Below are 15,316 nucleotides of genomic sequence, written 5' to 3' on the forward strand. Positions count from 1 at the left end.
TGAAATAAAAAGAAAGATTTATGAAAGAGCTGGTAAACAAATTAAAAGGTGACAGGGTAATATGGTCATTTGTGGCTTTATTGGCACTGTTTTCATTTATGCCTGTTTTTAGTGCAAGTAGTAATCTGGCCTATATTGGTCATGGAACTGGAAATACGCTGGGCTATTTAATTAAGCATTTAGCGCACATTTGTATTGGTTTTATGATTATTTATTGGGTTCATAAAATCCCGTATCATTATTTTAGGGCTATTTCAAAAATTGCGCTGCCGGTAGTCTGGATTCTTTTGGTTTTTACGTTAGTTAAAGGAACTGTAATCTCCGGAGCAAATGCCAGTAGGTGGATTCAGCTTCCGTTTATAGGAATTACATTTCAGCCTTCGACAATTGCTTCAATTGTACTTTTTATATTTGTAGCACGTTATTTGTCTAAGACGAAGCAGGAGAATGAGTCTTTTCAAACTTCATTGATTCAACTTTGGCTTCCGGTTTTTATTACTTTAGCACTTATTTTACCTGCAAATTTTTCGACTACTGCGTTGATTTTTTCAATGGTAATTATGTTGACCTTTATTGGTAAATATCCGCTGAAATATATTGGTTTTATTATTGGTTCAGGAGTTGCTATGCTGGCTTTTTTTCTATTAGTCGCTAAAGCTTTTCCTGATTCAAAATTTTTCAGCAGGGTTTCAACCTGGGAAAGTCGTATTATGAACTTTACAACTGATAAACCGGATGAAGATGATTATCAGATTGAAAAAGCCAAAACAGCAATTGCTTCAGGAAAATTGGGTGGATTAGGACCAGGAAAAAGTGTACAAAAAAACTTTTTGCCACAATCATCTTCCGATTTTATTTACGCGATTATTGTTGAGGAATATGGTTTAGTTGGAGGAGTAGCAATATTAATTTTGTACTTATTATTGTTGTTTCGATTTGTTATAGCGTCACACAAGGCAAACACGCTGTTTGGGAAATTAGTCGTCGTCGGACTTGGGTTTCCAATGATATTTCAGGCAATGATTAATATGGCGGTTGCAGTTGAATTATTACCGGTAACGGGTCAGACGCTCCCTTTGATAAGCAGTGGGGGAAGTTCGATCTGGATGACTTGTTTTGGTCTTGGAATTATTATCAGTGTAACTAAAAAAGAAGAAGAAATCTCTGAAGAAAGAGAAGAGAAAGAAAGACGAAAAGAAGCACTCCAAAGATTAATTGATAAAGAGCTGGCAGAAGAAGATTTACCTGCAGATGAAATATACGAAGAAGAAGTAATGTATTCTATTCAGGATAATTCTAAAAATCCTATGAGTGCAGTATTAAACAAATAAAATTAAAAGAGAATAGTTTTAAATACTACAACTTTTCAAGAATATGGCAAAGTATAAATTCATACTAAGTGGTGGTGGAACAGGAGGGCATATTTACCCTGCAATTGCGATTGCAAACGAATTAAAATTACAATTTCCTGATGCTGAATTTCTTTTTGTAGGTGCCAAAGATAAAATGGAGATGCAAAAAGTGCCTCAGGCTGGTTACGAAATAAAAGGACTTTGGATTGCTGGGTTACAAAGAAAATTAACGTTACAAAACATGATGTTTCCTTTAAAATTAGCATCCAGTTTATTAGCATCAAAGAGAATTATCAAACAGTTTAAGCCAAATGTAGTAATTGGGACAGGTGGCTTTGCCAGCGGGCCTCTTTTACAGGCTGCCGGATCAGCAGGAATTCCAACAGTAATTCAGGAACAAAATTCATTTCCGGGAATTACAAATAAGTTACTAAGTAAAAAAGCAAATGCAATTTGTGTGGCATACGAGAATTTAGAGCGTTTTTTTCCAAAAGAAAAAATTGTTTTAACAGGAAATCCGGTTCGTCAGGATTTAATTGATATTGATACAAAACATAATGAAGCTATGGCTTTTTACGGTTTAGATCCGAATAAAAAAACGCTGTTAGTTTTGGGGGGGAGTTTAGGTGCCAGAAGAGTTAATCAGCTAATCGAAAAAGAACTGGATAATTTTCTTTCGCAAAATGTACAGGTAATTTGGCAATGCGGAAAATTATATTTTGATGATTACAAAAAATTTAATCAGCCCAATGTAAAAGTAGTTGATTTCATTGAAAGAATGGATTTTGTTTACGCCGCTGCAGATGTGATTATTTCCCGGGCAGGCGCATCATCAGTTTCTGAATTATGTATTGTAGGGAAACCGGTAATTTTTATACCGTCGCCAAATGTAGCTGAAGATCATCAGACCAAAAATGCTCAGGCAATTGTAGATGCTAAAGGTGCTATTTTATTGAGAGAATCAGAATTAGACAGCCAATTCAGTATTGTTTTTGAAGCGCTCCTAAAAGACGATGGAAAACAAAAACAGTTAAGTGACAATATTAAAAAACTGGCCAGACCAAACGCTACAAAAGTTATTGTAGATGAAATCAAAAAGTTGTTATAATGTAACTTTTAAGAATAATTATAAAACACATTACAAAATTTAGAATGCTATTTTTAGGCGTTTTGAGTTGTTAAATAATAAAAAATATAAAAGCTTAATTACTAGTTTTTTAAAGTAAAATAGCTCAAAATAAAAATCAAATGAATTTAAATCAAATACAAAATGTTTATTTTATTGGTATCGGAGGAATCGGAATGAGTGCCTTGGCCCGTTATTTCAAATACATCGGAAAAAAGGTTTCTGGTTATGATAAAACTCCATCGATGCTCACAAATGAATTGATAGAAAGTGGTATTGATATTCATTTTGAAGAAAATATTGGTTTAATTCCATCCGATTATTATGTAGAAAACACACTGGTGATTTTTACGCCGGCAGTTCCTGTAACTCATTCAGAATGGAATTATTTTATTGAAAGACAATATCAGGTTAAAAAACGTGCAGAAGTTTTAGGTATTATTACCAAAGGTACATTTAGTTTTGCAGTAGCCGGAACGCACGGAAAAACAACTACTTCAAGTATTTTGGGACATATATTGCATGAAAGCGGTGCAGACGTTACGGCATTTGTAGGTGGAATTGTGGAGAATTATAATTCAAATCTAATTGGAAACGGAAAGACGGTAACAGTTGTCGAAGCTGATGAATTTGACAGATCGTTTTTGCATTTGCACCCGAATATCGCCTGTGTAACATCGATGGATGCAGACCATTTGGATATTTACGGAACGAGTGATGCTATTGAGGCATCTTTTGTAGAATTCGTCTCTAAAGTTGAAGATAAAAATAATCTTTTTATAACTAAAGAATTGCCTCTTGATGGAGTTCAATGTGCTATCAATGAAGATGGTGTATATAAGGCTTTTAATGTTAGAATAGAAAATGGGACCTATGTTTTTGATGTTCATACACCATCAGAGGTTATGAAGGATTTGCGTTTTGGATTGCCTGGGAAACATAATCTGATGAATGCATTAATGGCAATTGCAATGTCAAAAACTTTTGGAACATCAACAGATGCTATTGCAAAAGCACTTGCTTCTTTTAACGGAATCAGAAGGCGTTTTTCATATCAGATTAAGACAGAAAAATTAGTCTATATTGATGATTATGCGCATCATCCAACAGAAATTAATGCCGTTCATCAGGCAGTTAGGGAGTTGTATCCGCATCGAAAGGTACTTGCAATTTTCCAGCCGCATTTATTCAGTAGAACAAGGGATTTTGTAGATGGATTTGCCGAAAGTTTGTCGGCATTTGATGAGGTGTTCTTAATGGATATTTACCCGGCAAGAGAACTTCCGATGGAAGGAGTGACTTCTGAATGGCTATTGGGTAAGATGACTAATTCGAATAAAAAAATTGTTGCAAAAGAAGATTTACTGACAGAAATTAAAGCTAATGATGCGCCAGTAATTGTAACAATAGGAGCTGGTGATATTGGAGAAATGGTGCCATCAATTAAAACGATTTTAAATGAAAATATTTAATTGGACAAATATTAAATTAGTATTGATTTTTGGACTCATTCTCTTTCTGTATTCATTTGCTCAGTATCGAAATGGAGACAGGAAATTGAAGAAATCGGAGGTTGTTTTTGTAGGAGAGAATACGCTTTTTGTGAAGCCCGAAACGGTTAATAAATTGTTGATAGAAAATAAAAGAGACGCTTCCAGTATCCGAAAAGATGAGTTAGATTTGAATAAAATAGAAAAAAGCCTCGATGACCAGGACATGATTGAAAAGTCAGATGTTTTTGTAAGTATCGATGGAGTTCTCAAAGCGCGGGTAAAACAGAGAACACCAATAGTAAGAGTTTATGATGGTGGGAGCTCTTTCTATATTGACTATGAAGGCAATAAAATGCCTTTGTCAGACAATTTTACGGCGCGTGTTCCTCTTGTTTCGGGAACAATAAATAAAAAAAATAACGAAGATTTAGCTGCCCTATTTCGCACAATTTATGACGATGCGTTTTTGAAAAAAAACATCATTGCAATAGAAATTATGCCTAATGGTAGCTTAAAAATGTTTAATAGAAATTATAATTACTTCATTGATTTTGGAAGAACAATGAATGTGGGTGAAAAATTCAGGAATTATAAAGCTTTTTTTCAAAAGGCTGTTTTAGACAGTTCGTTATATAAATATAATAAAATTGATCTGAGGTTTACGGAACAAGTAGTTTGCACAAAATAATAGAAAATGGAAAAAGATAACATTGCAGTAGGTCTAGATATTGGAACAACCAAGATAGTTGCCATGATAGGCAAGAAGAATGAGTACGGAAAATTAGAAATCCTGGGTATTGGTAAATCCAAAAGTTTAGGTGTGGCAAGGGGTGTAGTAAATAATATTACACAAACTATTCAGTCAATTCAGCAAGCTATTCTTGAAGCCGAAGCAAATTCAGGTTACAAAATTAAAGATGTGGTTGTGGGTATTGCCGGACAGCACATCAGAAGTATTCAGCATACAGATTACATTAGCCGTAATAATCCGGAAGAAGTAATTGGCGAAAAAGATATTCAGCTTTTAATTGATCAGGTAAATAAACTGGCCATGTTGCCGGGTGAAGAAATTATTCATGTTTTGCCGCAGGAATTCAAAATTGACGGACAATCTGAAATAAAAGAACCAATCGGGATGTATGGCGGGAGACTGGAATCTAGTTTTCACGTTGTAGTAGGACAGGCATCATCAATCAGAAATGTTGGAAGATGTATTCAGAGTTCAGGAATTGAATTATCAGGATTAACATTAGAACCATTAGCTTCAGCAGACGCTGTTTTAAGTCAGGAAGAAAAAGAAGCAGGTGTTGCACTTATCGATATTGGTGGAGGAACAACAGATTTAGCCATTTTTAAAGATGGAATTATTCGACACACTGCTGTTATTCCTTTTGGAGGAAATGTAATTACAGAAGACATAAAAGAAGGATGTTCGATTATTGAAAAACAGGCTGAGCTTTTAAAAATAAAATTCGGATCGGCCTGGCCGGGAGAAAATAAAGATAACGAAATCGTTTCTATTCCGGGTTTAAGAGGAAGGGAGCCAAAAGAGATTTCGCTTAAAAATCTATCTAAAATTATTCATGCACGTGTAGTAGAAATAATTGAACAGGTTTTTGCTGAAATTAAAGCTTACGGGCACGAGGATCCGCGTAAAAAATTAATTGCCGGAATTGTTCTTACTGGTGGAGGTGCTCAGTTAAAACACATTAAGCAGTTAGTAGAATATATCACTGGTATGGATACCAGAATTGGATATCCAAACGAACATTTAGCAGGTAACTCCAGCGAAGAAATTTCCAGCCCATTATTTGCAACAGCAGTCGGACTGGTTATGAATAGTATTGAAAATAGTACTCAAAGTGCTGTTAGAATGGAGGTTGTAAATGAGCAGCCAAGAGTGGTTTACAAAAATGTTCCTCCAGTAACTCAACAGCGATACGAAGTTGAAGAAAACTACGTTGAAAGAGTTGAGACGGTTGAAGAGCCAAGAGAAGTTAGAACTAATGTTGCTGTCGAGGAGTCTACAGAAACTAAAATCAGAAGGTCATTTTTTGATAGATATGTCGATAAAATCAAAGAATTTTTAGACAACGCAGAATAAAGAAAAGGAAAATTACTATTGGCCCCAAGTCAAGAAGTAAAAAATGTATTAAATAAGAATTTCAAAACCAAAAAGATGATGAGCAACTCAGAATTTGGAAGTATTTCATTTGATTTACCAAAAAACCAATCAAATGTAATCAAAGTAATAGGTGTAGGAGGGGGCGGAAGTAACGCTATTAACCACATGTTCCAGCAGGGAATAAAGGGGGTTGATTTTATCGTTTGTAATACAGATTCACAAGCATTGCAAAACAGTTCTGTTCCAAACAAAATTCAGTTAGGAGTAAATTTAACAGAAGGTCTTGGAGCTGGAGCTAATCCTGATGTAGGACAACAATCTGCTATTGAAAGTATTGCTGATATAGAAAAAATGTTAGACCGCAATACAAAGATGGTATTTATTACCGCTGGTATGGGGGGTGGAACAGGTACAGGTGCTGCTCCGGTAATTGCACAATTAGCAAAAGAAAGAGAAATTTTGACTGTTGGTATCGTAACAATTCCTTTTCAGTTTGAAGGTAAAGTACGTCAGGAACAAGCGCTTTTAGGAATTGAAAAGTTACGTAAGCAAGTAGATTCACTAATTGTAATCAATAATAACAAGTTAAGGGAAGTGTACGGAAATCTTGGTTTCAAAGCCGGATTCTCTAAAGCGGATGAAGTTTTGGCAACAGCCTCAAGAGGTATTGCTGAAGTAATCACACACCACTATACCCAAAATATAGATTTACGTGATGCTAAAACTGTTTTGTCAAATAGTGGAACAGCTATCATGGGATCTTCTGTCGCTTCGGGTGAAAACAGAGCTAAAGAGGCTATTGTTTCAGCATTGGATTCTCCGTTATTAAATGACAATAAAATTACAGGAGCCAAAAACGTATTGTTGCTTATCGTTTCTGGGTCTGATGAAATTACTCTTGACGAAATTGGAGAAATCAATGACCATATTCAGGCAGAAGCAGGTTATAATGCTAATATCATTATGGGGGTTGGTGAAGACGAAACTCTTGGTGAAGCTATTGCTGTAACTATTATTGCAACTGGTTTTGATGTTGAGCAACAGAACGAAATCGTAAATACAGAGCCTAAAAAAATCATTCATACACTAGAAGATGAACAAAGAAGTGTTCATAATTTAACAAACAGACCTCTTACTTCCTTTGATTTGAATGCAGAAACATCAACCCCTCCAACTGAGCCAAAAGTTGTTTTTGATTTGATGGAAGATACGGTTGCTTCAGCTATACCAACTCCGATAACTCCAGTTGCGGTTGCTCCAACTATCAATCAGGAGGAGTTAGTAGTAATGTCTGAGTTCATCAAAAATCTTGATGTTACTTTTGAAATTGTTTCGCCTATTACAGATATCGATTTTACTATTTCAACTCCTGAGGTACAATCTTTTCAGGAAACTCAATTAGCCCCACAAAGAACTTTTGAGAAACAGGAACAGACTACTTTTTCATTTGATTTACCTCTTTTTAGAGCTGAGCCAGAAGTAAAAAAAGAACCAGTTGTTGAGGATAATAAAATTTTGTTCGAATTGACAAACGAAACCCGTAATATAAAAGTTAATGAGCCAGTTTCATTTGTGCCGGTAACAGAGCTTTCTGAAAATGGAATCATAAAATATTCTTTAGAAGAATATATGGAAGTTGAAAATGAATTAGTTGCTTCAAAACCAGTAGAAAAAGTGGTAGAAGATGTAGTTCCAGAGGAATTAAATATCACATTGAAGCCAAGGGTTGAGTTTGCCAGCGAACCTGACTTTTCAACCACTTCGAATGTTTCTCCAATGGAATTAACAATTGAGGAAACATTACGTTTAAGAGCTGAAGAAAGAAGGAAGAAACTAAAAGAATTTAATTATAAATTCCATAATAATGTTTCGAGAATCGATGAACTTGAAAAAGAACCAGCCTATAAAAGATTGGGGATCGATTTGTCGAATTCACAATCTAATAATACCAATTCAAGAATTTCGGTCGGAACAGACAGTAATAATGACTTGCAATTGCGTTCAAATAATTCATTCCTACACGACAACGTAGATTAGTCTTAAAAAATCATAATATTTGGATAGCCCGAAAATTGGATTTAATTTTCGGGTTATTTTTTTTATCTTCGCACAGAATTTAAAATTTGACTTTTTTGAACAGTTTTTAAAGCGAATCAATTATTAGTACCAATAAAGTCAAAAACAATCAAATTACTATAGTAATGATAAGCAGTGCTTATCTAAATAAAAATAAAAGATGAGTTTACAAGCACAAATCATGGACGAGATTAAAACTGCCATGAAAGCAAAAGATACAGTGGCTTTAGAAGCTTTAAGAGCTGTTAAATCTGAATTATTATTAGCATCGACATCATCAGGATCTAAAGAAGAATTAACTGAAGATGAAGAAATAAAACTGCTTCAGAGATTAGTAAAAACTCGTAAAGAAAGCGCAAGAATTTTTACTGAACAAAACCGTCCTGATTTAGCTGAACCAGAATTGGCTCAGGTTGCTGTAATTGAAAAGTTTTTACCGGCTCAGTTAAGCGAAGAAGAAGTAGAAGCTGTGATAGCAAAAATCATTGCAGAAACAGGGGCTTCAGGAATTGCGTCAATGGGCAAAGTAATGGGATTAGCATCTGCCCAGTTGGGAGGAACAGCTGAAGGAAAGACAATTTCTACAATTGTAAAGAAATTACTTTCATAAATATAATTTAAGAGTTTGATTATCCGAACTCTAAAATCATAAATCTAAATAAAATAAAGACCACGTAGTTCAACTGGATAGAATATCAGATTTCGGCTCTGAGGGTTGGGGGTTCGAACCCCTCCGTGGTCACTATGAAAAAATTAAAGCCTGCAAAGTGTATGTTTTGCAGGCTTTTTTATGATTCGAAAATTATTCTCGAAATTTTTGTTTTTTTGTGCTGTCAGTATTTCTGATTAGAAATTACAGACACTAAATTGGCTTGATGTATCGGTCAATCCAATTATAACGGGTGGTGCTGTAATGGAATCGGTTGTATTTACCGGAACTCTCACTACAGGTAAATATGTTAATGGATACACTATCGTAAATTATACAGGATATGATTTTGATAATAAATGAAATGTAAGATCTTCCGGGAATTCTAACAGGGCTGGGTGCAAGTGTCACAGGAGAGTTTAGTGTGAATTTTACCTCAGGTAACGCAGTTATAGCTACAGTAGATAATTCAGGAATAGCTGCTAAAGTAAAAGCTACAATGGCATCGAGTTCTATATTTAGATTTACTGCTAACAATACAGGGAGACTACATATATAGGATTCAAAAAAAGAATTGTAAATTCAACGGTAGCTATCGGGACTGCCACAAAAGGATGTCGCTTTCCTCTGGGTTAGGATTTTCTGTTTTTAAAAGTAAGATATTGTAAAATAAATTCATTTATTATTCAGAACCTTTTGCAGGTAGTTTTGAAAATTAGCAAATCCATTTTGTGAAGCGTTTTCCAGATCTAGCATTTTGCTTAAACTAGTGTCGTAAATCTGCCAGTTTTGAATTTTTGCAAGTTTTGCTATTTCAAATAATGCTTTTTCGCTATACAGCGAAATCATTTTGTTGCTAACTGGTGCGTCGTCGGTGTAAAAATCTATTTAAGAATCAATTTCTTTAATTTCCTCTCCTTCTTTTGAACCAAAATATTCTGATATAATACTATCGAAATCTGTCTGGATGAATGCTTGCTCATCAATTTCTTCGATCGAATTAATTTTTTGTGATGAATTAAATAAAATGATGTCCCAACTCATAATTCTAAGTTTAATAATTGTTTTTTATTCCTCAAAAACTTTTTCAGTATCTATCGGATTGTTTTCCTGATACAATTTCTGGCCAATGATTCCTTTATCTCCCAGAGCACGGCCCTTAATTAGCCAGGCAGTTCCAAAAGCAAAAAGAGAAAGCGCTTCAAAAACTAATGTAGAATAAGGAAACAGATGGAGTTTTTCTGCTATTGGCACCATAACAATGAATAGCAATATCGAATAACCGCAAAATCGGTAAATATTGTTTTCGTTCAAAATGCTTTTAGATAAAGGTATTTTGTTTTCGTGACTAATTGTAAAGACATTAATAGCAAGTAAAGCAAATATTAAAAACAATAAAGCGGCAAATCCATAATGAAGCCATCCCATCCATTTTTCTGAGTACGGAATCAGTGTGTAAATCTTATCTGATGCGACTTCAGGGTTTGTTGGTACTAAAGCAACACCTAAAGCCGTAACTCCGGCAATATTGGTTAATAAGTTGTCGTTTTTTAGGATTGAAATATTTCCATGACCTTTATAGCAAATCAAAAATAAACCAACAGCACATAAGGCTCCGGTAAAAATTTCCCTCAGATTTGTATAATAATAGTGACTTATTGAATGTTGAAGAGGAGTTTGAAAAAAAGATATGAAAGACAAAACAACCAGTAATATTGGTAAACTGATCCCTAAATAGCCAATTGCACGCCGGATTCGTCGATAAGTGAAAATGTCATAGCTCTCAATTTTGATTTCCTTATTTTCTATTTTCATTTACGAATCATTTTATGTGAAATAATTATCTCATAATATCGGTATCAACAGGGATATATCCTAAGTGTCTGCTTAAAGATAATATTTGTCCTTTGTGATGGTATTCATGGGTAATTACATGGCTAAAAAGCCTAATAGGTTTTGTTGAATGTTTGACATTTTGTATTTTGTATGATATTTCATCGCCAAAATAATCCATTTTTGAAATGAATTCGAACATAAAATCATCTACAGTAGTAAACAATATAATTACATCCTGTATTGTTTTGAAATTTTCGTATTCAGAATAGATTACATTTTTCTTCAAGGCAAGGTTTGCAATCCAATATTGATAGGTGTTTGTAATATGAACTAATAGATTTCTAATGCTTCCGCCACGGCCAAATGAAGAATTCTGGTTCACAAAATCCTCTGGAGAAATTGTTTTGCAAAATTCGAACAATACTTCTCGTGATTCTTTTATATATTCATATTGCTCTTTAGAATATACAGATATAAATTCCATAGCTAAATATTAAATATTACCAGAATTATTTCTTAGAAAACAAATTATCCACAACCCAGGCAGGACCGATCATTAAAAACTGTATATCTTTAAGGAAAGACGGTTTTTTTCCTTCAATGTTATGTCCATAGAATTGCCCAATCCATGCAATAACAAAAACACCAACAGAAAACATCCATAGGGGTAAAACCTGGCCAATGTAATAATTTGCAATCAGACAAATAGCTGAAAAAACAGCAATTTTGACAGCCATAGTAATTGATAACCTGATGTAAAAGATAAGTACAAAAATCAATACAACAGCTGCCCAATTTTCTATTATCGGAACATTGAGTGATAGCGTCTTGGAAATGAAATTACTAGGGATACTCATCAATAAACCAACAATGGAGAAATAAATCGCAGGAACACAGATATAATGTATCGCTTTGTTTTTTGGGTTTTGATGACTAACAGCATATTCTTCAAACCATTGATCTAATGTTCTCATTTTTTGTAATTTAGGATTATATCAAAGCTATTAAATATTTTTGAGTTTTTGAGTCAGTTTTAAAATCTATTGCTATTATAAAATTGTGAATATCTATTTTTCGAATAAACGATTTTTTTTCTTTGAAAATATATCTTTGACTTCCTTAAAAAATACAAAAAGAAATGAGCGCAATTTGGTACGAATGTAAAGTAAAATACAGAAAAACGGATGATATCGGATCACAAAAGGTTACAACAGAGCCTTATTTGGTAGATGCTATATCTTACACAGAAGCTGAAAGCAGAATTAATGAAGAAATGAAGGCATATGTAAGCGAAGAATTTAAAATTACGAATATAAAAGTGGCAAATTATGCAGAAATTCATCCTTTTGAAAATGCAGACCGTTGGTTTAAATCAAAAGTTTCCTTAATTGCTTTTGATGAAGAAAGCGGAAAAGAGCGTAAGACGAATATGTATTTACTGGTTCAGGCAAATGACGTAAAAGAGGCTTATGATAACACTGTTGCAGTTATGAAAAATACAATGGGTGATTATACTATTCCAGCAATTTCAGAATCACCGATTATGGATGTTTTCCCTTATTTCAGTGGAGAAGAAGAAGAGTTGGAACAATTAGAAAGGTTCAATTCGCTTAAGGCATCCAGACCTGACTTAGTAGTTGCAGGTGAAACAGAAGAAAATTTTATTGAAGCAGAAACTGAATAAGATTAATAAAAAAATAAAAGAAAAGAGGACTCTATGGTTCTCTTTTTCTTTTATTAGTTTTAGTAAGCACTTAATGTTATGTTAGGATAGGTTTTTCAAAATTAGTTTAAGATGATATAATTTTTCAATAGCCAGAATGAATCCACTTTTCTAAAATTAGAATACAAATAGTTACTAAAAGAAACGAAATCCAAAGGCTAAGAAGCATTTTTTTTGTCATAATATTTTATTTTTTCAAATCTTAACCAAATTGTTAATAAATTATTTAAAAAAAATTATTTTAACTTTTAATATGATAATTAATTTATGTTATTCATAAAAAGAATAAAATTTACATATAAAAATGTTTGTTTAATAAAAAAGATTAAATTTTTTAACTGCCCAATATTACAAATAAATCGATGAAATGCAAAATAAATCGACAAAATACTTATTTTTTTATTCAAGTGTTTTGCGTAATTTATAAATTGAGGCGTTTGGATTTTATTTGTTAAAATATTATATCATTACAGGACTAAAAATGATTTGTAATTGAAAATTTTCAATAAAAAAATTAAGATAGTTTAAAGCTTGGATTTTAGTGATGTAAAGATTATTTTTGATAATAATCAAAGGCTTCATCCCATAATTGATCAATTTTTATTAGGGATTTCTCAAGCGGAATGACTTCCCATTTGTTATTGTTTTCTATTCCAAGACCGATATTTTTTAATTTTAATAACGCATCTTTTACATCAAAATCCAGATTGGCGTTAAGTGTAGTTTTAAACCAGGATTCTATTTGATTGTCAAGCTCTTCAGCGGTTAATGGATTCTTACTTTTGTGTAAAAAAGTGTAGGCCAAAATAGTTTCCTTCAATATTTCTTCTTCTGATGAATTTAAAAGCGAATAAAAAGCGCCGCTATTATTTCCCAGATTTTTAAAATACAAACTGTCCGAAAGCATTTTAGAATATCTTATCTTCTTGTTTATAAAATTATTGTATTGGCGAAAACAATAGGCAGATAAAATTCCCAATGCAATTAATCCCTGATTTAAGGAGGTTTTACTGTTTAATAAATCAATGGCTTCACCTGTCTGATAAGCCTCATACATATTAATCAAAGCCGGAATGACTTTGGCACTTAATAATGAAACGCCTCCAAAAATTCCCGGAACCCAAAGCAAAAGTTTGTCAGTTGCGGACATTTTGGGAATTGCATTTGGGAAAATTGTTTCTAGGTCATTTTTAGGAACGCGCTTAAAGATTTTCAATACAATTGATCCTGGATCTACAGGTACTTTTCCTAGTTTTACTTTTTTCTTTGTCAGATAATCTGCTTCGTTATAATTGAGGTAAATCATAACGCGGTCATAGTACTCAATTTCTATTTCCTTCTTCCAGAAAATATATTTTGTAATTTTTTCTTTTGTTTTGTGTTGACCGCGAACATATAGTTCATAATCTTTAAATGCATTTAAATCTATTGCAAGTTTTAAACCAATTAAATCAGAATCCTTAAAGGCTTTATCTAACACTTCCTGCTCTACACGCCTGTAGTTGCCATTTTCCAGGACTTTTAGAAGCGTTTTTTTAAAGGTCGAAAAATCACTTTTTCCAATATACCCTTTGCGTTCTTCCTCGCTCAAATCCGGATCGAATAAGGCATAGTTTTGTTTGAGGTTTCGATTAAGATTAAAAGCTTCATGATGATAATAATGTTCGATAATGTCGAATAGCTTTTTAAAATCTTCCACTTTTTTTTGATCTTCTGCGAAAGCAGCTGTTTGATCGAGTAAAAATTCCTTGTTAAAGGGAATATAATGTTCTCGTGTCATATGAATTTTGAGACTTAATTTAGTGGTATCCTGGAAATACAAAAATACCACCCGGAATTTGATTTTTGTGAGTGGTAGTGAATAAAGTTTAGTTTATGATTTTAATATTCTGAAACGCCCCGGATACTTATCCCACAAACTTTTTTTGTTGCCATAATAATCCATAAAATCTTCACAAACAAAAACAGCATGGGCATTTGACCATGCCACAACTCCACAAAATTCACTTCCTGAAAGGCGTTTTAACTCTTGTACATGCTTGCCCTTTTGAAATCCTAAATATTTATAAATAGTTGGGGTGTGTATTTCACCATCTTCTAAATCTTCAAGAGCTTTGTCAAAAGTTTTCTCCTTGTCTAAAATTTGCTTGTATTTTGCCATCACAGCATAAGTCAATACTGCATAGTCTGTTATTTTTTTACTGTCCTCATTGGTTTTAATGAATACAAATCCGGCAGAGAATTCAGCTTTATTTAACTCATCGGTTTTTAGTTTAAACGTAGCATTATTTTTTAATGTTATCTGATATAAACTGTCATTTATTTTTTCAGTAATAAAAAGATTGTCTAATCCATAAATATTTAAGGAAGCTTTGATGAAAGCAATTGAGGAGCAATTTGTACGCTCTCCCTGTTTAAAACTTTCAAATATTTTATCAGAACTAAGTTGTGCGTGAGAATTTGAACAGGCAAATATTAAAAATAAAAATGTCGAAATGATAGATCGCATGGTGTTAGGAATTATAATTTGTTTTTTTAAAAGTATTTGGAAAATGTGGCTTTTTGCAAAGCTATAAAAATCAACTCATAATTGATGTTTTTAACACTTAATTTTCTTCGTGAAACTGCCTTGTACACGAATATTTTGCTGTAGCGAAGACAGAAAGGTAAATATTTACAGCCTGGTTCTGGTTTATAAAAACGAATTATAATAAAAGATTGAAAACGGCTATAGCAAATTTCTGGATTTGTTAATAGAAGCCATTACAAAAGAGAGTGTGTACTTAGAGAAAAATCTATCGTAATTTAAAGATGATTGCAAAGAATAACAAAAAAACCGAGAATGTTATTTTGTAATAAACTGAAAGTTAGTTTGTTATACAGGGTTAAAATAAAAAATGAGATTTTAATCTTTTTACGGATTTAAATCTCACTAA

General features: G+C 33.1%; 15 protein-coding genes and 1 tRNA gene. 9 read left to right on the forward strand and 7 right to left on the reverse strand.

The genetic code is table 11. The features are described 5' to 3' along the window. The first annotated feature begins 20 nt into the window (after positions 1-20). The 8 genes from GXM16_RS03450 to GXM16_RS03485 all read left to right on the forward strand — a co-directional run bounded on the left by GXM16_RS03450 (position 21) and on the right by GXM16_RS03485 (position 8,914). Positions 21-1,331, forward strand: coding sequence for an FtsW/RodA/SpoVE family cell cycle protein (locus GXM16_RS03450; RefSeq protein WP_163392738.1), 1,311 nt, complete (start codon positions 21-23; stop codon positions 1,329-1,331). Positions 1,332-1,374: 43 nt separating this feature from the next. Beyond that, positions 1,375-2,460 carry an undecaprenyldiphospho-muramoylpentapeptide beta-N-acetylglucosaminyltransferase gene (gene murG, locus GXM16_RS03455; RefSeq protein WP_163392740.1) on the forward strand — a complete coding sequence of 362 codons (1,086 nt, stop codon included), beginning with the start codon at positions 1,375-1,377 and terminating at the stop codon, positions 2,458-2,460. A 140-nt stretch (positions 2,461-2,600) separates the two neighbouring features. Next, positions 2,601-3,950 carry a UDP-N-acetylmuramate--L-alanine ligase gene (gene murC, locus GXM16_RS03460; protein WP_163392742.1) on the forward strand — a complete coding sequence of 450 codons (1,350 nt, stop codon included), beginning with the start codon at positions 2,601-2,603 and terminating at the stop codon, positions 3,948-3,950. Then, a complete protein-coding gene (locus tag GXM16_RS03465; RefSeq protein WP_163392744.1) occupies positions 3,937-4,659 on the forward strand; it encodes a cell division protein FtsQ/DivIB in 723 nt (240 codons plus the stop codon). The genes murC and GXM16_RS03465 overlap by 14 nt, the downstream gene beginning before the upstream one ends. 6 nt (positions 4,660-4,665) lie before the next feature. Continuing rightward, positions 4,666-6,075, forward strand: a complete 1,410-nt coding sequence (gene ftsA / locus GXM16_RS03470; protein ID WP_163392746.1) for a cell division protein FtsA — start codon at positions 4,666-4,668, stop codon at positions 6,073-6,075. Between the two features lie 75 nt (positions 6,076-6,150). Next, positions 6,151-8,133, forward strand: coding sequence for a cell division protein FtsZ (gene ftsZ, locus GXM16_RS03475; RefSeq protein WP_163392748.1), 1,983 nt, complete (start codon positions 6,151-6,153; stop codon positions 8,131-8,133). A gap of 199 nt (positions 8,134-8,332) precedes the next feature. Continuing rightward, positions 8,333-8,782: a GatB/YqeY domain-containing protein gene (locus tag GXM16_RS03480; RefSeq protein WP_163392751.1), complete on the forward strand. Its 450-nt coding sequence runs from the start codon at positions 8,333-8,335 to the stop codon at positions 8,780-8,782. 58 nt (positions 8,783-8,840) lie between these two features. Then, positions 8,841-8,914 (forward strand) — tRNA-Arg (locus tag GXM16_RS03485). Positions 8,915-9,034: 120 nt separating this feature from the next. Here GXM16_RS03485 and GXM16_RS03490 read toward each other — a convergent pair. The 5 genes from GXM16_RS03490 to GXM16_RS03510 all read right to left on the reverse strand — a co-directional run bounded on the left by GXM16_RS03490 (position 9,035) and on the right by GXM16_RS03510 (position 11,631). Continuing rightward, complete coding sequence (locus GXM16_RS03490) at positions 9,035-9,358, reverse strand: hypothetical protein (RefSeq protein ID WP_163392753.1); 324 nt, start codon at positions 9,356-9,358, stop codon at positions 9,035-9,037. Between the two features lie 351 nt (positions 9,359-9,709). Further along, positions 9,710-9,865 (reverse strand): hypothetical protein, encoded by a 156-nt coding sequence (locus GXM16_RS03495; RefSeq protein WP_163392755.1) that lies wholly within the window; start codon positions 9,863-9,865, stop codon positions 9,710-9,712. Positions 9,866-9,889: 24 nt separating this feature from the next. Continuing rightward, the gene (locus GXM16_RS03500; RefSeq protein ID WP_163392757.1) at positions 9,890-10,636 is read right to left on the reverse strand and encodes a hypothetical protein; all 747 of its coding nucleotides are present in this window, start codon (positions 10,634-10,636) and stop codon (positions 9,890-9,892) included. A 25-nt stretch (positions 10,637-10,661) separates the two neighbouring features. Then, positions 10,662-11,141 carry a DinB family protein gene (locus GXM16_RS03505; RefSeq protein WP_163392759.1) on the reverse strand — a complete coding sequence of 160 codons (480 nt, stop codon included), beginning with the start codon at positions 11,139-11,141 and terminating at the stop codon, positions 10,662-10,664. Positions 11,142-11,166: 25 nt separating this feature from the next. Next, complete coding sequence (locus GXM16_RS03510) at positions 11,167-11,631, reverse strand: Mpo1 family 2-hydroxy fatty acid dioxygenase (protein WP_163392761.1); 465 nt, start codon at positions 11,629-11,631, stop codon at positions 11,167-11,169. A gap of 164 nt (positions 11,632-11,795) precedes the next feature. Between GXM16_RS03510 and GXM16_RS03515 the strand changes: the two genes are divergently transcribed. Further along, positions 11,796-12,341, forward strand: a complete 546-nt coding sequence (locus GXM16_RS03515) for a DUF4494 domain-containing protein (protein ID WP_163392763.1) — start codon at positions 11,796-11,798, stop codon at positions 12,339-12,341. 592 nt (positions 12,342-12,933) lie between these two features. Here GXM16_RS03515 and GXM16_RS03520 read toward each other — a convergent pair. Next, positions 12,934-14,160, reverse strand: a complete 1,227-nt coding sequence (locus tag GXM16_RS03520; RefSeq protein WP_163392765.1) for a TMEM143 family protein — start codon at positions 14,158-14,160, stop codon at positions 12,934-12,936. 93 nt (positions 14,161-14,253) lie between these two features. Beyond that, the gene (locus GXM16_RS03525) at positions 14,254-14,889 is read right to left on the reverse strand and encodes a hypothetical protein (protein WP_163392767.1); all 636 of its coding nucleotides are present in this window, start codon (positions 14,887-14,889) and stop codon (positions 14,254-14,256) included. Positions 14,890-15,316: the final 427 nt, after the last annotated feature.

This window comes from Flavobacterium limi, from assembly GCF_010645075.1.
Lineage (GTDB): Bacteria > Bacteroidota > Bacteroidia > Flavobacteriales > Flavobacteriaceae > Flavobacterium > Flavobacterium limi.